Here is an 18,107-nt window from a genome sequence, read left to right on the forward strand (position 1 = left end):
GGTAAAAGCATGAAACTAAAAAAAATCATGTTTTATGGTATAGTGATATTTCTATAGTTAAAAAGGAGGAGAAGTATGTTTAAACGTTTTTTTAGTTATTATCGTCCTTATCGGGCGTTGTTCTTATTAGATTTTGGTTGTGCCACTTTGGCCGCCATTTTGGAATTAATCTTCCCTGTACTGGTTAACCGGGTGATTGATGATATTATGCCGAGTAAAAACATCCAATTAATCGTGGTTGTCTGTGCAGGATTGTTTGGGTTTTATGTTATCAATACCATCTTCCAATATATTGTGGTTTATTTTGGTCATAAATTAGGGGTGAACATCGAGACAGATATGAGAAACGAATTGTTTGCTCATCTGCAAAAACAACCCTTTGAATACTATGATAATCAAAAAACAGGAAAATTAATGACCCGACTAACCAGTGATTTGTTTGAAATATCAGAGTTGGCTCATCATGGTCCAGAAGATATTTTTATAACGATAATGACTTTAGTCGCGTCTTTTGCTTTAATGTTTAATATTCACCCACAATTAGCAATCATAACATCGATTATGGTGCCATTTATAACGATTGCCTTAGTATTCTTTAACAAGCGCATGACGAAAGTCAACACGCATATCTATGAGAATTTAGGTGAATTCAATGCGGGGATTGAAGCCAGTGTGAGTGGTATCAGGGTAACACAGGCTTTTGCTAATGAGGCTTATGAAAACAAAAAATTTCAAGGTCTGAATCAATTGTATCGCCAGTCTAAATTAGCTTTCTACAAAACCATGGCAATGAGTTCGTCATATAATTACTTATTGATTCGTTTGATTAGTTTATTTGCGTTACTATTTGGTGCTTTTTATACCATTCGAGGGGAAATCACAAACGGTAATTTTGTTGGTTTCATCTTACTGTCTAATGTATTTGCTCGCCCAATTGAGAAAATCAATGTCATGATTGAAAGTTATCCAAAAGGGTTCGCAGGATTCAAACGTTTTGCTGAGGAGTTGGATAGAGAGATTCCGTTTGGTGATAAGGAAGAGGCGATCGTTGTTAGCCATTTAGAAGGACATATTAAGTACGACAATGTTTCTTTTAGTTACAGTGATGGGACAGAAGTATTTGATCACTTGTCTCTAACCATCAAACCAGGTGAGACGGTCGCTTTTGTAGGTCCAAGTGGAGCAGGTAAATCGACCCTATGTCATTTGTTGCCAAGGTTTTATGACATTGATGGAGGAGCTATCACAGTAGACGACATCAATATTAAAGACATGACCATGAGTAGTCTTCGTCAAAACATTGGTATGGTTCAACAAGATGTGTTCCTATTCCCAGGAACGATTAGAGATAACGTAGCTTATGGGAAATTAGGGGCTTCAGAGGAAAAAATTAATGAAGCAATCCGTCTAGCTCACTTAGAAAAAGTGATTGATGGTTTACCAGAGGGCCTTGATACGGTCATTGGGGAACGTGGAGTGAAGTTATCTGGTGGACAGAAACAAAGAGTATCGATTGCAAGAATGTTCTTAAAGAATCCACCTATTTTAATACTTGACGAAGCGACATCGGCGTTAGATACAGAAACGGAAACGATTATTCAAGAATCGTTGTTATCATTATCAGAAGGTCGTACGACGTTGATTATTGCTCATCGATTGGCTACGATTAAACAAGCCACACGCATTATTGTCGTCAATGAAACAGGGATTGCCGAAGAGGGTAGCCACGAAGAATTAATGGCGCTAAACGGTGCATATAAAGCATTATATGATGCACAATTTAGAGCTTGATAAGGGATTATATCAAAAAGATGCTTCTTTGATGAGAAGTGTCTTTTTTTGCTTCCAATTGACATCTTCAAAGGAAGGATAGAAAATAGAAGAAGACAAAGAACAGAGGAGCGGAGAAAAATGGATAAGATAGGCACGGTTATTCAACAACAAAAAGCCTTTTTTTATAGCAATGGGACCAAATCATATGACTTTAGAATGGAACAATTACATAAGCTGAAAGAAAGTATTATTCACTATGAAGGCGCATTATATGATGCTTTTGAGCAAGATTTACATAAGAGTAAATTTGAAGTGTATGCCACTGAAATAGGTTATGTATTAGGGAGTATCGGTGATAGTATCAAGCAGTTAAGAAAATGGATGGCCCCAAAAAAGGTAAGGAATCCTATCTATTTACTTGGCTCAAAAAGTTATACCCTATCAGAACCTTACGGAGTCATGACGATCATTGGTCCTTTTAATTATCCTTTTCAATTAGTGATAGAGCCGTTAATTGGTGCCATTGCAGCAGGAAACACGGCAGTTATCAAAACGTCAGAGCTCACACCGAATGTGTCAAAAGTTATAAAAGAAATGATAGAATCAACGTTTGATTCGTCTTATATTGCAGTCGTTGAAGGTGGTATTGAGGAGACGACAGAGTTATTAACACAACCTGTGGATTATATTTTTTTCACAGGGAGCTCCAGAGTTGGAAAAATCGTGATGGAAGCGGCAGCAAAACAATTGATTCCTGTCACCCTAGAATTAGGCGGGAAAAGCCCGGCTATTATTACGGCATCTGCGAATTTAAAAAAAGCAGCACGAAAAATTGTGTGGGGAAAATACCTTAATAATGGTCAAACCTGTGTTGCGCCGGATTATGTGTTAGTGGATGACTCTGTGGAAAAAGTGTTTTTAAGTTATTTAAAAAAAGAAATTAGAGCCTTTTATGGGGAAAACCCTGTGGATAATCCTGATTATGCTAGGCTTGTCACGCAAGGTCATACGAAACGATTGGCATCTTTGCTTGAGGAAACAAAAGGGGAAGTGGTTATTGGTGGACACTACGATGTAAGCGAGAAATACATCAGTCCTACGGTGATTCATAAGATATCCACAGTGGATAAAGTGATGGAAGAGGAACTATTTGGCCCTATTTTACCCGTATTAACTTATAAGGCATCTGCGTTTGATCAAGAAGTAATAGATGTTATTAAAAGAGGGGATAAACCATTGGCTTTGTATTTATTTACGGAAGATAAGGCAATAAAAGAGCAGGTGCTTTCGGAACTATCATTTGGTGGTGGGACGATTAATGATACTATTTATCACCTTGTTAATAACCGCCTGCCTTTTGGAGGGGTGGGAGCTTCTGGTATGGGTCATTATCACGGAGAAACTAGTTATCAACAGTTTACTCACAAAAAAGCTATTGTGGAAAAAAATACTTGGTTGGATATGACCTTACTATACCCACCATACAATAAAAAGAAGTTGAGTGTGATTAAACGGGTGATGAAGTAAAGACAAAAAAAGCGGCAGGTATGACGACCTGCCGCTAAAAAGGATTGTCTTTATTTACTTTGGAGGAGTAAATAAAAAAGAAAAAATGTTATTAGGGTTGTTTGTTTGGTATGTCTTTATAATAGAGTCAAAATGTGACGAAATCATGTTCATTTATGTTTAAAAATGTGATTTTTTATTGATAGAATAAAGGGTATTTTTTTATATAAAGTCTAGGTTTATAGAATGCCTTACGGTATAATGTGTGAATAAGTTATCACGTGAAAGGTGGACAATATGAAAGAATTTAGAGAGAATTTAACGTTATTAGCAGTACTAACAGCGCTATGTGTGGCTATGGCAATGATGTTACCCATCCCTACGCCTACGGGATATTTAAATTTACTGGATGTTGGTATCTATACGGTGGCTTTTTTGATGGGGCCTGTATCTGCAGCTGTTGTGGGGGCTGCAAGCGGAGGGATGTTGGATTTATTATTAGGGTATCCCCAATGGATGTTTTATTCTTTGGTCATTCATGGTCTTCAAGGTTATTTAGCTGGTAAAGGCATAAAAAGTAAGAACAGAGGGATGATGGCTATTTATCTCGGCACATCTGTTGTGGTGATGGTGGTTGGTTACTATATTGCTGCGGCTTATTTATTATCTTACGGTGTGGGAGCTGTCGCTGATATTCCGGGAAATATCATTCAAAGTATGGCAGGTATTATTGGGGCATTGTTCTTATCAAAGCCACTCAAACGAACGCGTTATTTCCGTCAGTGAATCTAAAAAGCTTTTTTACGCAATCTGTGATAAAATAGTGAGTGAGTTATGTTGAGAAAAAAACAAAACAGATAATAAGAAAAAGAAACGGCATATTTTATTCTAACAGTTGAGAGTGTTATGAGAAACATATCGTCTTAATAACAGCCTCTAAGGTTAGATTATTAATGTGCCCTTTTATTTAATACACAACAAAAAAATAAAATAAAATGATAGCAAGGAAGACTTGCTAGATTAATGAGGTGGACATAAGTGAGTCAAATAAAAATCGTCCCATTGGGTGGCGTAAAAGAAACAGGTAAAAATTTATACGTAGCAGAAGTCGGAGAAAGTATTTTCGTCCTTGATTGCGGAATGAAGTATCCAGAAAACGAACAATTAGGTATTGATATTGTTATTCCTGATTTTTCTTATTTATTAGAAAACAAAGACAAAGTCGCAGGTATCTTTTTAAGTCACGGACATGCAGATGCTATTGGGGCTCTACCTTATCTGTTAGAGAACATATCTGTTCCAGTGTTTGGATCAGATTTAACCATTGAATTAGCAAAAATCAATGTTAAAAATTACCCACAAACAAAACAATTCAATGATTTTCATGTTATCAACGAATTCAGTGAAATTGATTTTGGGGATGCAGTGATGAGCTTCTTTAGAACAACACACACGATTCCAGATTCGTTAGGTGTTTCAATTAAAACGGATCAAGGTAGCATTGTTTATACTGGGGATTTCAAATTTGATCAAAGTGCTAGTCCGATGTACCAAACAGATTTTGCGAGATTGGCTGAAATCGGTAGAGAGGGTGTCTTTGCTTTATTAAGCAATTCAACGGATGCTGAAAGCGAGTTATTAACAGCTTCTGAAAACCAAGTAGCCGAAGAAATATTTGATACGGTTCGTTATTGGGATGGTCGAATTATCGTCGCAAGTGTCGCAAGCAATATTCAACGCATTCAACAAATTTTTAATGCGGCTCACAAGTGCCAACGTAAAGTTGTCTTAACGGGAGCAGATGCAGAGAAAATCGTGAAGATTGCGATTCGCTCAGAGCGCTTAACATTACCTGATGAAGAGCTATTGATCTCAGAAAAAGAAATGAAAAAAATGGATGCCTCACAAGTCTTGATTTTAGAGACGGGTCGTCGCGGTGAGCCACTAAATACATTACAACGTATGGCCAGTCACCGACACAAATCAATTAAAATCCAAGAAGGCGACTTAATTTATATTACAACAACACCATCCGTGTCTGTTGAAACAGTCGTAGCTAAAACAGAAGACATGATTTACCGTGCAGGTGGTACGGTTAAAACGATTTCTGATAATCTTCGTGTATCAGGTCATGGAAACCAAAATGATCTTAAATTAATGCTTAATCTAATGAAACCAAAATACTTTATTCCTGTCCAAGGTGAATACCGAGTATTAGCGGCTCATGCAGGTTTAGCCAATGAAGTAGGCATGAGCTACCAAGATATCTTTATCACAGGTAAAGGCGATATTTTAGAGCTTGAAAATGGCCGCTTAAGAATGACAGGCACAACGGATGCGGATAATATTCTCATTGACGGTCTAGGGGTTGGAGACATTGGTAACATTGTCTTACGTGACCGTAAAGTGTTATCAGAAGATGGCATCTTTATTGCAGCAGTGACGATTAATCGTCGTGCTAAAAAAATTATTTCAAAACCGCGCATTACATCTCGTGGATTTGTCTATGTTAAGACATCCACTGATTTGATGGAAGAAAGTGCTGCGATTGTTGAGAAAGTCGTCCTAGAGAATTTAGAAAAACAAGATTTTGATTGGGGCGTCTTGAAACAAGAAATTAGAGATCAATTAGGTCGTCATTTGTATGAGCAAACTAAGAGACGTCCAGTGATCTTACCGGTTATAATGGAATCAAGTCAAAAAAGAAAATAAGTGACGCATATCAAAACTATCGTTCGCTCTCACAAGGGACGATAGTTTTTTGTTTTGGAAGGGGAAAAAACATGAAAAATGAAGAAATGATTCATAAGTATCGTTGGCTAAGTCTGGTGTCAGTGGGGTTATTTACCTTTATGGCTACACTAGATGGAAGTATTGTTAATATAGCATTACCGACGATGTCAAAAGATTTAGGGATTGAAATGAACCAAGCCGAATGGGTTGTTTCCGTCTATTTAATGGCTATTTGTATCTTCTTGTTATTCTTTGGGAGATTGAGTGACAGTGTGGGGAAAGTCCGTATTTTTAAATTAGGTACCTTTGTCTTTATTATTGGTTCGTTGTTGTGTGGGATACCTGGGAGCTTGCCTTTACTATTATTTTCACGGGTGATTCAAGCTATCGGGGCAAGCATGACTATGTCTACAAGCAACGGAATCATTACCGAAGTATTCCCACCTCATGAACGTGGGAGAGCCTTAGGGTTAATTGGTTCTTTTGTTTCATTAGGAGCCATTGCAGGACCAGGGATCGGCGGGGTTATTTTAGCTGGTCTACATTGGTCATATATTTTTTGGATCAATGTACCGGTGGGGCTGATTACCATTGGGATTGGTTGGCGTTTCTTACCAAGACATGAAGAAAAGAAAAAAGCATCCGTTGATATTGTTGGCTTTGTTTTATTCTCATTGTTCATATCTACTGTATTTGGTGGTGTTTTCTTAGGACAAGAAATTGGTTTTGGTCACTGGCTCGTATGGTTACTATTTGTAGTAGGTATCACCTCTCTGGTTATCTTTTATCGCTATGAGAAAAAAATAGAGGAACCACTTGTTCAGCTGAGTTTATTTGAAAATAAAACCTTTAAAATTAGTTTAATTACGGCTACATTGATTTTTGTGACTAATTTCTTTTCAAACGTCATTTTACCTTTCTATTTGCAAGAAGTGAGAGGTATTCCAACGCATCAAGCAGGATTACTAATGATGATTTTCCCCTTAGTGATGGTCGTTGGAGCACCCATTAGTGGGTATCTAACAGATAAAAAAGGCCCTTATTTAATTACTTTAATGGGATTGACCATTGTGATGTTAGGGCAATTAGGCTATGTGTTCATGAAAGATAGTAGTCCTATTGCTTGGTTTATTATTGTAACAGCTATGGTTGGCGCAGGGAATGCCATGTTCACTGCACCTAATAACACCATCATTATGTCGAGTGTGGAAAAGAAACACTTAGGTATTGCAGGTAGTATGAATGCTCTTGCGCGAAACTTTGGAATGGTACTTGGTATTTCTTTATCAACAACAATCTTGTACCAACGTATGAGCCTTGAGTACGGAGAAAAGGTAACAGGTTATATTGTTGGGCGACCTGATATTTTTGTCAAAGGGATGCACGCGGCCTATCTAGCATCATTTGGTATTTGTGTCATTGGTCTTATCCTGACCTTGTCACGTTTTAAACAATCAAAAAAAGATTACTAGATAGTGTCACAGTTAAGAGGTAATTCTGTTACAATCAATCTCATTTATTTTTAGAACAAAAGATGATACTATTAAGGTTAATAGTCGATTATATGACATAAGATAGTGTATGATTATGACAAAATAGAATGTGGTGAAAAAAATGGCAATAACAAAACATGATCAAATATTAGAACATATTGAATCTCTTCCAGTAGGAGATAAGATTTCTGTTAGAGGAATTGCTAAAGTCCTCAATGTAAGTGAAGGGACAGCGTATAGAGCCATAAAAGAGGCAGAGAACCTTGGTTTGGTCTCAACGATTCAAAGGGTTGGTACCATCCGAATTGAAAAAAAAGTAAAAGAAAACATTGAAAAATTATCCTTTGGTGAAGTGGTTAAAGTTATTGAAGGGGATATTTTAGCTGGCCGAAAAGGGTTAGATAAGATTTTGAATAAGTTTATTATTGGTGCTATGACACCAGGTAACATGACACGCTACATTTCTCCAGGATCTTTGATGATTGTGGGAGATAGGGAGGAAGTTCAACGTTTGGCCCTTGAAAATGGTGCAGCGGTTCTGATTACAGGCGGATTTAATATCTCAGAAGATATTTTATCTTTGGCAGATACGCTAGAGTTACCCATTTTAAGAACAACCTATGACACCTTTACAGTAGCGACGATGATTAACAGAGCTATTAGTGACCAGTTGATTAAAAAAGATATTATGACAGTGGCTGACATCCGGACTAAAGTGGCAGATACTTGTTTCATGAACGTTAAAAGCACTGTTGCTGATTATCAAAAATTGACGGAGAGTACAGGATTTACGCGTTTCCCTGTCGTCAATAAATCCAACCGATTAGTAGGGATCATTACATCAAAAGATATTGTGAATAAACAGCCCTCTCAACTCATTGAAAAAGTCATGACAAAAGAGCCAAGACAAGCAAAAGAACACATGAGCGTCGCAAGTATTGGGCATCAAATGATTTGGGATGGGTTAGAAATTGTTCCAGTAGTAGAAGATGATTTGACGTTAATAGGCATTGTATCACGCCGAGATGTGATGAAGGCAATGCAGATGAGTCAACGACAACCACAAGTTGCTAATACGTTCGCTGATGTGGTTGCAGGGGATATATTTGAAAAGCCAAGTAATGGTGAAGATGAGTTGCCTAATTTTTCATTTGTGGTCACACCGCAAATGGTAGATAGTATGGGGACCATTTCTTTTGGTGTGTTAAATCAACTCGTTGCAGCAGTCACGCAAAGAGCGATGGTTTTATCTCATAAATATCATTCCGTAGTGGAACAATTAAGTTTGTATTATTTTAAATTAATTCCCATCGACAGTGAAATTGATATGCGTCCTAAGATAATTGAAATGGGGCGTCGTTCAGCCAAGGTGGATATTGAAATATTTATTGATAATGTAATGGTGGCAAAAGCAATTATGGTCTGTCAATTGATGGAGCAATCTTAGGAGGTAGGACACGTGAACATAACAAAGAAAGTACTAGCTGAAATCGAAGGGTATGATACGATTATTATCCATCGTCATCAAAGTCCAGATCCCGATGCACTGGGGTCTCAAGGGGGATTAACACAGATGCTTAGAGCATCATTCCCAGAAAAGAACATCCTTATGTCTGGTGGACCTGTGAACGATTTAGATTACCTTGTCACAATGGATGAGGTGTCAGATGATACCTATAAAGGCGCGCTAGTCATCGTGACAGATACAGCCAATGAACCACGTATTAGTGGGAAACAGTATAGTTTAGGTGATAAACTTGTTAAGATTGATCATCATCCGAATGACGAACCTTACAGTGATTTATCTTGGATCAATACAGAAGCAAGCAGCACGAGTGAAATGATTTATGATTTTTATGAAGCCCATTCAGATGTGTTAACTATGACATCTGAAGCCGCTCGATTACTTTATGCAGGCATCATAGGAGACACTGGTCGATTTTTATACCCAGCAACGACAAGTCATACCTTATGGGTAGCATCAAAACTAAGAGAGTACGATTTTGATGCCTCTCAATTAAGTCGTCACATGGACGAAGTAACGGAGAAAATTGCTCGTTTGTCTAGTTACGTAGCAGAAAATGTGATCATTGATGAGAATGGTGCTGCTATGGTGGTGTTGACTCAAGAGGTCTTGGATAACTATGGTGTAGTGGATTCTGAAACACCGGCCATTATTCCAATCCCAGGAAAAATTAAGGGAGTCATCGCGTGGGGCATTTTTGTGGCTCAACCAGAAGGTTTTTACCGTGTCCGTTTACGTTCTAAAGGACCTGTGATTAATACCATTGCGAAACGTCATCATGGCGGTGGCCATCCTTTAGCCAGTGGGGCTAATGCGAAAGATATGGATGAAGTTGCGGCTATTTATAAAGAAATTCAAGAAGCTGTTAGTAATAACTAATAGATAAAGCCGTGTATGATTTAATAAAAAGAGGAAGCCGTTATGGTCTTCCTCTTTTTCTATTGTTTTATAAGTGGTTATCTTTATATTCTGAAGGGGATTGCCCCATGTGTTGCTTAAAAAGTCGGCTAAAATAATGAGGATTACTATAGCCAACTTTTTCGCCAATTACTTGAATGGAATAGGGCAATGCGGGTTGTTGTAATAATTCTTTTGCTCTGGTTATACGTATCCCAGTTAAGTATTCATTAAAGGTTTTTCCTGTGTGTTTCTTTATCTGTTTGCTGAGATAGGAAGGGTCAACGAAAAGAGTATTAGCCACAGAATTCAGCGTTAATTCAGGGTTAGCATACTGTTCCTCTATGGTTGTAATGGCAGATAGACAAAGCTTAGGAATGTCTTTTGTTTTATTTGAGTGTGGTACAGGTCTTAATTCTTCTTCAATTTTTAGCAATAACTGGTTAATATCTGAGGGAGCCAAAGGTTTTAATAAGTAGTCAAATACCTGTAACTGAATGGCTTGTCTAGCATAGTTAAAATCATCATAACCACTAATCATAGTGATTAAAATAGCGGGATGCATGGCTTTTATTTTTTTTGCCAAATCAAGGCCGTTCATATCTGGTAAATTGATATCCACAAAAGCCACGTCTAAGCCTCTTTCCTGACTCGCAATAGCTAAAGCTTCTTTAGCAGTTCCTGCTTGAAAGATGCGCTGAATGAAAGGTTGATTGGTTTCAACGACGTTAGTTAGGCCACGTCTAAAAATAGGTTCATCATCAATGATTAATAGTTTCATCCGTGCTCTCCTTTTCTTCTTGGTGTAGCGGTACAGTGAGTGTGATTCGGCACATTTGTTGGTGAAGAGACATGCGAATAGAGGCCTGCTCTTTGTATGCATAAGTAAGCTGTGAATGGATACTGAATAACCCGAATCCAACAGCTTGTCTTTTGTCTTCGTCTCCGTCTAAAAAGGCGTTAATAGCATGAATGGTCTCCGCAGTTGGGAGATCACCCGTGTTATCTATGTGTATGATGATATGTTGCTCATCTTGATAAGCCGTGATGGTGATAGTATGTTGCTCTTCTTCATTTGGCCGAATACCGTAATAGAGGGCGTTTTCTACAATTGGTTGCAGTATAAAATGAGGAACAGGACAAGAAAGTAAGTCCTCTGGCACCCGTGTTATCATCAACACCCTGCGGTCATATCGTATGCCTTGTATCGCAAGATAGCTCTCCACATGACTGAGTTCATTTTCAAGACTCGACCAATCGTTGCCGTCATTTAGTCCGCGTCTAAAATAGTTACTGAGAGATTGAATCATTTGTTCTACTTTGTCCATGTCACCGGAAGCGGCTAACCATTGAATGGTATTTAATGTATTGTATAGAAAATGAGGCTTCACTTGCTCTTGTAAGAGACGAACATGATACTTTGCTTTCTCTTGTTCTGCTAGGGATAAGGAGTCTAACATAGTATTAAATTGATGGGACAACACTCCGATTTCGTCATTAGATGTCACAGGCACCCGTAACTCACTTTCCCCATCAGACACCCGAGTCATGGTCCGCGTCAGTGACTCAATTGGTTTAATTAAGATATCTAATTGAAAGAGAAAAAAGAAAAAAATAGCTAACATTAAGATAGATAATACCCAGTAAAGGAGCTTCTGTATGTGTAAACTGGTTCTCAGTAACCGGGCTTGGCTGACTTCATAGGTAATTTGCCATTCTGGGAGTAGAGGGATATCTCCTGTGAAGCGCAAGGTTTTATTAGGAACCCATCTAAAGGAAGGGAGTTCGGTCTGTTTGTGCTCATTCACTAAGGTCCCCACTCCGTCATACATATCTAATTCTTGTGTCATACGTTTCATTTGATTCACAGATACGGCAGCTGCGATGTACTGCATGTTATCTGTGGTTGGTTGATCCAATGTGTATAAAATGATAATGATATCTTGCTTCGCTTCTTTTGAATGCAGGGCATTACTAATACTATATTTCAAAGAGCCTTCTTGTGTTATTTTTTGGTAATAGGGCCTTTCAACAATTGAAAAGGGTGGTGTAATCCAGGAATGAGACATCCCGTCAGTATCTACTAATCGAATGGACTCATAAATATCATGGCGTCGCTGTTCAAGTGCTTTAGTCTCAATAAAAAAATCCGTTGTGTCTAGATCTCTCCGGGAGGCATAATCAGCGAGGGTTGCGACTTCACTGATCCGTTCACTGAACCAGTCATTTATTTCTTTGCTTTTGTTATCAACGACTTGTTGTGTTAATTCTGTGTTGATTGGCAATAAAGTCTGACGCATTTCGTAATGAATCACGAGATATAAAAATAAGAATAGAACAAGAAATAAGGTCAAAAGTCCAAGTAAGACTTTTTGTTTGATGGTTTTTAACATAGGTCACCTCAATAGTTAGTGAATAATGTAACAATAAACCGATATGTGCAAGAAAAAACGGGTTTGTGTACAGACAAAATCTTGTATTGTTATATAATTCACATTATAAGTAGTAGAAATAAATCTTACTACCAGTCAGTATATCATGTATGGGGGAGAAGAAAATGAAGAAATTTAGACGTAGTTTGGTTGGCTTGTTTGCAGTGGTATTGTTAGCATCTTGCGGTGCAGGTCAAGGGAAAAGTGAAAGTTTTGAAGGTGTTGGAACCGGGAAACATGGTGAAATTAAAGTATCAGTCACCCTGAAAGACAATCAAATAGAAGACATTAAGGTCTTGAATCATGATGAAAATAAAGTATTAGCAGAACCTGTTTACGAAGAATTACAAGCGGCTATAGTGACTGACAATACAACAGAAGTTGACAGTGTCACAGGCTCGACAGCAACAAGCGATGGGTATATTGAAGCCGTGAAAGATGCGATTAAAAAATCAGGTATCACACTTGCTGCTGCTAAAAAAGGAGACAAAAAAGAAACAGCTAAAGAAGAGGAAGACCAAACCTTTGATGTTGTTGTTGTAGGGTCTGGAGGCGCTGGATTTAGTGCAGCGATTGAAGCAAAAGAAGCCGGTAAATCAGTGGTTCTTTTAGAAAAAATGCCTGCTGTTGGGGGCAACACCTTAATCTCAGGTGCTGAAATGAACGTACCAAATAACTGGGTACAAGAAAAGTTAGAGATTAAAGGAGACTCGCCAGAAAAAATGGCAGAAGATACCATTAAAGGCGGAGACAAATTAGGGGATCCACATATGATTGAAGTCATGACTGAGAATGCACTGCCTGCAGCTGAATGGTTAAGAGATGATATCAAGGTTAAGTTTCTAGAAGATCAGTTATTCCAATTCGGAGGACACTCATATAAACGTGCCTTAATACCTGAAGGCCATACTGGACAAGAAGTCATTACTAAATTTAGAGCAAAAGCAGATGAACTAGAGATTCCAATCAAACTGAACACCACAGCTAAAGATTTGGTCAAAGAAGATGACCGTATTACAGGTGTGACAGCTGAGAATAAAGAGGGTCAAACCATTACGTATCATGCAAAAGATGGTGTTGTATTAACAACAGGTGGTTTTGGTTCGAATGTTGAGATGCGTAAAAAATACAACAAAAAGATGGATGAAAGTTATATGTCTACTGTGACAGAAGGTTCTACAGGAGATGGTATTGTGATGGCAGAAGCAGTGGGAGCTGACATTACAAACATGGAGAGTATCCAAACCTACCCAATCTGTAATCCGGAAACAGGAGTGATCTCATTATTAGCAGACACTCGTTTTGATGGTGCTATCTTGATTAATCAAGAAGGTAAACGATTTGTGGAAGAGTTAGAACGCCGTGATGTGATTTCTAATGCTATTTTAGAACAAACAGGTGGTTATACGTATCAACTATGGAACGATGCCATTAATGATATTTCAGGAACATTGGAAGTACATGAAGCAGAGTACAATGAATTACTAAAACAAAAATTGATTGTTAAAGCAGACACATTAGAAGAAGCAGCAGACTTTTTTGATATTGATGTGAAACAATTGGAAGAAACAGTCAAAAAAGTTAATCAATACGCGAAAGACGGTAAAGACAAAGACTTTAATCACCGTGGCAAATTAGTATCCCTTGAAAAAGGGCCATATTACATTGAAAAAGCAGCCCCTTCTGTTCATCATACAATGGGTGGTCTTGTTATTAATGATAAAACGGAAGTGCTAGACAAAGATGGAAAAGCTATCCCAGGCCTGTATGCTGCAGGAGAATTAACAGGTGTCATTCATGGTAGCAATCGTCTAGGAGGGAATGCTATCACAGATATTATTGTCTTTGGTCGTATCGCTGGTCAAGAAGTTGCTAAATAAGTGATTATTGTGAACAAGTAGTTAACTTATTTTACATAAGAATCATTCTTTGAAGAGGTTAGTGTAATAGCTAGCCTCTTTTTTTGTGTTGTCGTTATTCCAGAATAAGATAAGAGACTTTTTAAGTAAAATTGAAAAGAAGGGGGAAAGAGACTACAATGGCAATAAGAGATATTTAGGAGGCGCGACACATGGATTTTTACTCGTATCAATATTTTATTAATCAATCAGAACATAGTAACCTATTAAAGTTTGGTTTACTTAGTGGTTTACTAGTATTGTTGCTTGTTCTTATTTTAAAACAATACAATAGCCGAGAGAAACGCAAATACAGGGATTTGGTGATTCTTATTTCTTTGGTTATTTTATTTCAAGTAGGGATGCAAATAAATAAATTTGAAGTGGGAAAAACCAATCAAGACAATTCCTCTCAAATGGTGGTATTTTTAGATAATATGGCAAGAAGTCAAGATGTATCACCACGTGACTTGATGGTGAACGCTAAAGTAGTTAAAGACGAGATGCTCATTAAAATCAAAGAGGATTATTATCAAGTCAATTTGAACAGTGATTTTAGTTCTTATAAATTAGAAGAGACGTTCTTAATCAATGACACGATTAATGAAATAAAGGAGTAGGACGAGATGAATGATTACTTACAAGTGGCGCTGAAATTAGCTGTTGGTATTATGGCTTTGATCATGCAAATGAATTTATTAGGAAAAGCAAACCTAGCACCAAGTTCTTCTTTAGACCAACTCCAAAATTTTGTTCTTGGGGGAATTATTGGAGGGGTTATTTATAATAATCAAATCAGTGTGTTGCAATTTATCTTAGTCTTAATTATCTGGACTTTCTGGGTGACTTTGTTTAAATATTTGAAAGAGAATGTGGGCTTTGTTAAGAGATTAATAGATGGACAGCCCACGACTTTGATTAAGAATGGGGAAGTCTTAGTGGATGAATGTGCTAAAAAAGGCATCTCTGCGAGTGATTTGATGTTCAAGTTAAGGTCGGCTAATATCTATGATACTAGACAGGTGAAGAGGGCTATTCAAGAACAAAACGGACAATTAACCATTATTCAATACGGGGAAGAGAGTGCCCGTTTTCCTTTAATTACGAATGGGTTCGTTAATACGGATATTTTAGATATGTTAGATAAGGATACAGCATGGTTAGAAGATGAGATAAAGAAACAAAAAGAAGTCATATCAAATGTGTATCTAGGTGAATTCATTAACGGAAATCTGGTCCTTAGTGTGTATGAAAAGAGTACTAATGGTGAGGTGTAGGGTATCAGTTGACAGAAAAAGTGAAAAATAGTACCTTTTTAAAAAGAGGTGATTCGTTGAAGTGTAAGAAACAAGCATGGCTTGTATTAGTAGTGAGTAGTGTGTTGATGGTGGTTGTGACCTTCTTTTTTATGACTGTCGTGGGACATACTAATGAAGTGGAAATCGAGTTAGAGGCTTCTCCTTATTTTTCAAAGGAAGAAATGACGGATGCTGTGAGCACTGTGCTTAAGACCTTCAAAAAGGACTGGAAAGGCGCCAATTTAACGCAACTCTGTTTTGATGAGACCTTCTATGAAGAAGAAGTGACCCGTCGGTATAATACTGAGAGTGACGACAAAGAGTTTGTGCAAAACAATGTCATTATTTTTGAGAGCACGTTTAAAACAGGTCCGTTTGACCAAACGAGTTTAGGTAAAGGGAATACAGTAAAAAATTGGCAATTCGTCTTATCAAGAGAGAACGCTAGCAGTCCGTGGCGAGTGGTGGATCAAGGGATTTAACAGATATTAGTGAAGAGCTGTTTGTTGTCTTAAGTTTTAGTTATCATAATCTTCATAAAAAGGCATCAAGTGAATCACAAAACCTTCACAATTTGTGGTTATTATATAGGTATACCAACAAAACAACCCAAACAAACTTTTTCATTTTATTTACTCCTCCAAAGTAAATAAAACAACTCCTTTTTAGGTCCTAGCAGAGGCTAGGGCCTTTTTTTATATAGAAAAAAGACCATCAGATTGTTAGAGCCTTTCTGATGGTCTTTTTGCTTAGCTTAATGTTTTTGTTAACATGTTGTCTGTTGCAACGTAATCATGCTTATCCCAGAAGACAAGAGAAGCTTTGTCCATTGGTTGTTTGGCTACTTGGATTGTTGTGATACCTGTTTCCATGGCTGTTTTTTCTAAAGCATCGTACAGTAAGTTGGCTAACCCAACGTAACGGTATTGTGCATCTAAAATAAAATGTTTGATGGTTGCTAGTTCTTTTTCATCTTCTTCTAACCAGTTAATAATACCCACTAATTGGTTATCGTTCCAAATACCATAGAAGTATTGTTTATTAGTTGTTTCGAATAATGACGTACTAGGATCAAAACTCGTAGTTAATTCAGTTAAACTATCAATAGATTCTTGTTGTAAAAAAGTGTCAAGGTCTGCTTTATTGGCAGCTTCATTTAATAATTTAATTGTAATCTCTAAAAATTTAGGGTGTGAAAAATGGTTCATAATGGGTTGGTCCTTTCTGTATGTATCCTCATAGTCTAATCACTATTAGAATAACGTAAAACGGATAAGAATGAAAGTCAAAATAAAAAAAGCCAATGATTAATTGGCTTTTCGACGTGTCATAGGAGCTTCTTCTAGGCTTTTGATTGGTTCAGAGTGCTTGACACGTAGTTGGATATCATAAGGCTCTTTGTAAACAATGCCATCTTTTTGATACGCACCACCTAGAACGAAGACACCTAAAGGAATTAACTCTTCTTCGTGTTCAGGTAAATCCAGTGTGGCCACAGAAGACATGTGTCGTAGATCGTATCCTATAAAGAGCTCTTGATGTCTTATTTTGTAATAAGGAATCAACGTGAATTTTTCCACTTGATAGACATCATCGGCTAAGATGTTTACTGGAATGCTATTGTTTTTTATTAGGTGCTCCATGGTTTCTTCAATGATAATATCACTGTCTTCATTGAAAACAAGAGGCACATTAAGGCCAATCAACTCACCTGTTTTTTTACCAGTTGTGGCATCTATCGCTTGGAAGGTTAAATCTTCAGGCACAATGTCTTCAATGAAGTTTGTCACATCCCATTTAACTTTCTTTTCTCTAAAGTAATAAAAGAAATTAAGGATAATGAAATACACCAGAACGATGAAAATCATTAAATATATGACTCCACGGACATAGTTGTCATTACGGAAGTACCCGCGTACAATCCGTAAAATATAAAGAGTGGGAAACACACTAACAACGGTAAAAATTTTGTTTTGGATTCTAATATTAATGTTTAAGTAGCTTAAGAATTTAGAAATATTGTTTAGTACTAAGTCTAATAAGGTCGACATTATTTATCCCCTCCTGTTGCTAAATCAGCATCTTTTTGAGGAGCTGCATCATTTATGTCTGGACTTTTACTCTCTTCTGTCGGTTGTTCCTCAACAGGTGCTTCAGAATTGACGTCACCAGAGGGCTGTTTGTCTGTGTCTTTCGCTGGTGGAGTCACGTTTTGATTCGGACGATTGTTATCTTCTTTTTCTTGCTCCGTGTCTTTTGTTTTATCTAGAGCGTTCTCTTCAGGTTCACTAGAGCGTTCTGTTTTATTTTTTGAAGGCATTTCCTCATCACTAGTAGGGGGTGTTTCTTTCTGGATTACGCTACTTTCAGTGGTGATAGTCTCTTCTGTCTTAGGTTCTTTCGGTGCTTTAAAATTCTTACTATCCACAACAGCCGTTGTTGCAGAAATACTCAGTGCAATACCCAAAATAGCAGCTGGTTTTAAGAAAGGTGCAACAATTTTTTTCTTCGGCATTTTCTCGTCTCCTTTTATATGGTCTCTATTAGTAACC

General features: G+C 37.4%; 16 protein-coding genes. 11 read left to right on the plus strand and 5 right to left on the minus strand.

Features of this window, described 5'->3' with window-relative positions; translation table 11 throughout:
- Window positions 1-75 precede the first annotated feature (75 nt).
- The 7 genes from ACVWM0_RS01195 (at window position 76) to ACVWM0_RS01225 (ending at window position 9,909) form a co-directional block, all read left to right on the plus strand.
- Window positions 76-1,791 carry an ABC transporter ATP-binding protein gene (locus ACVWM0_RS01195; RefSeq protein ID WP_476472832.1) on the plus strand — a complete coding sequence of 572 codons (1,716 nt, stop codon included), beginning with the start codon at window positions 76-78 and terminating at the stop codon, window positions 1,789-1,791.
- 120 nt (window positions 1,792-1,911) lie between these two features.
- Window positions 1,912-3,300 carry an aldehyde dehydrogenase gene (locus tag ACVWM0_RS01200; RefSeq protein ID WP_476472833.1) on the plus strand — a complete coding sequence of 463 codons (1,389 nt, stop codon included), beginning with the start codon at window positions 1,912-1,914 and terminating at the stop codon, window positions 3,298-3,300.
- Window positions 3,301-3,576: 276 nt separating this feature from the next.
- Complete coding sequence (locus tag ACVWM0_RS01205; protein WP_476472834.1) at window positions 3,577-4,065, plus strand: ECF transporter S component; 489 nt, start codon at window positions 3,577-3,579, stop codon at window positions 4,063-4,065.
- Window positions 4,066-4,317: 252 nt separating this feature from the next.
- Window positions 4,318-5,991, plus strand: coding sequence for a ribonuclease J (locus ACVWM0_RS01210; protein ID WP_476472835.1), 1,674 nt, complete (start codon window positions 4,318-4,320; stop codon window positions 5,989-5,991).
- Window positions 5,992-6,062: 71 nt separating this feature from the next.
- Complete coding sequence (locus ACVWM0_RS01215) at window positions 6,063-7,484, plus strand: MFS transporter (RefSeq protein ID WP_476472836.1); 1,422 nt, start codon at window positions 6,063-6,065, stop codon at window positions 7,482-7,484.
- A gap of 142 nt (window positions 7,485-7,626) precedes the next feature.
- Window positions 7,627-8,952 (plus strand): DRTGG domain-containing protein, encoded by a 1,326-nt coding sequence (locus ACVWM0_RS01220; protein WP_476472837.1) that lies wholly within the window; start codon window positions 7,627-7,629, stop codon window positions 8,950-8,952.
- Window positions 8,953-8,964: 12 nt separating this feature from the next.
- Window positions 8,965-9,909, plus strand: coding sequence for a DHH family phosphoesterase (locus tag ACVWM0_RS01225; RefSeq protein ID WP_476472838.1), 945 nt, complete (start codon window positions 8,965-8,967; stop codon window positions 9,907-9,909).
- A 67-nt stretch (window positions 9,910-9,976) separates the two neighbouring features.
- Here the strand turns inward: ACVWM0_RS01225 and ACVWM0_RS01230 are convergent, their stop codons facing one another.
- Window positions 9,977-10,708: a response regulator transcription factor gene (locus ACVWM0_RS01230; RefSeq protein WP_476472839.1), complete on the minus strand. Its 732-nt coding sequence runs from the start codon at window positions 10,706-10,708 to the stop codon at window positions 9,977-9,979.
- A complete protein-coding gene (locus ACVWM0_RS01235) occupies window positions 10,689-12,320 on the minus strand; it encodes a histidine kinase (protein WP_476472840.1) in 1,632 nt (543 codons plus the stop codon). Before ACVWM0_RS01235 ends, ACVWM0_RS01230 begins: the two co-directional genes overlap by 20 nt.
- A gap of 164 nt (window positions 12,321-12,484) precedes the next feature.
- Between ACVWM0_RS01235 and ACVWM0_RS01240 the strand changes: the two genes are divergently transcribed.
- The 4 genes from ACVWM0_RS01240 (at window position 12,485) to ACVWM0_RS01255 (ending at window position 16,037) form a co-directional block, all read left to right on the plus strand.
- The gene (locus ACVWM0_RS01240; RefSeq protein WP_476472841.1) at window positions 12,485-14,239 is read left to right on the plus strand and encodes a flavocytochrome c; all 1,755 of its coding nucleotides are present in this window, start codon (window positions 12,485-12,487) and stop codon (window positions 14,237-14,239) included.
- Window positions 14,240-14,430: 191 nt separating this feature from the next.
- The gene (locus ACVWM0_RS01245; RefSeq protein ID WP_476472842.1) at window positions 14,431-14,877 is read left to right on the plus strand and encodes a DUF3290 family protein; all 447 of its coding nucleotides are present in this window, start codon (window positions 14,431-14,433) and stop codon (window positions 14,875-14,877) included.
- Between the two features lie 6 nt (window positions 14,878-14,883).
- Window positions 14,884-15,534 carry a DUF421 domain-containing protein gene (locus tag ACVWM0_RS01250; protein ID WP_476472843.1) on the plus strand — a complete coding sequence of 217 codons (651 nt, stop codon included), beginning with the start codon at window positions 14,884-14,886 and terminating at the stop codon, window positions 15,532-15,534.
- A gap of 56 nt (window positions 15,535-15,590) precedes the next feature.
- Window positions 15,591-16,037, plus strand: a complete 447-nt coding sequence (locus ACVWM0_RS01255) for a DUF4829 domain-containing protein (RefSeq protein WP_476472844.1) — start codon at window positions 15,591-15,593, stop codon at window positions 16,035-16,037.
- Window positions 16,038-16,304: 267 nt separating this feature from the next.
- Here ACVWM0_RS01255 and ACVWM0_RS01260 read toward each other — a convergent pair whose 3' ends face one another.
- The 3 genes from ACVWM0_RS01260 to ACVWM0_RS01270 all read right to left on the minus strand — a co-directional run bounded on the left by ACVWM0_RS01260 (window position 16,305) and on the right by ACVWM0_RS01270 (window position 18,070).
- On the minus strand, window positions 16,305-16,763 hold the full coding sequence (locus ACVWM0_RS01260; protein WP_476472845.1) for a GNAT family N-acetyltransferase: 459 nt from the start codon (window positions 16,761-16,763) through the stop codon (window positions 16,305-16,307).
- A gap of 99 nt (window positions 16,764-16,862) precedes the next feature.
- Window positions 16,863-17,606, minus strand: coding sequence for a DUF6681 family protein (locus ACVWM0_RS01265; protein ID WP_476472846.1), 744 nt, complete (start codon window positions 17,604-17,606; stop codon window positions 16,863-16,865).
- The gene (locus ACVWM0_RS01270) at window positions 17,606-18,070 is read right to left on the minus strand and encodes a hypothetical protein (RefSeq protein ID WP_476472847.1); all 465 of its coding nucleotides are present in this window, start codon (window positions 18,068-18,070) and stop codon (window positions 17,606-17,608) included. Before ACVWM0_RS01270 ends, ACVWM0_RS01265 begins: the two co-directional genes overlap by 1 nt.
- Window positions 18,071-18,107 lie beyond the last annotated feature (37 nt).

This window comes from Vagococcus sp. 211 (assembly GCF_056322705.1).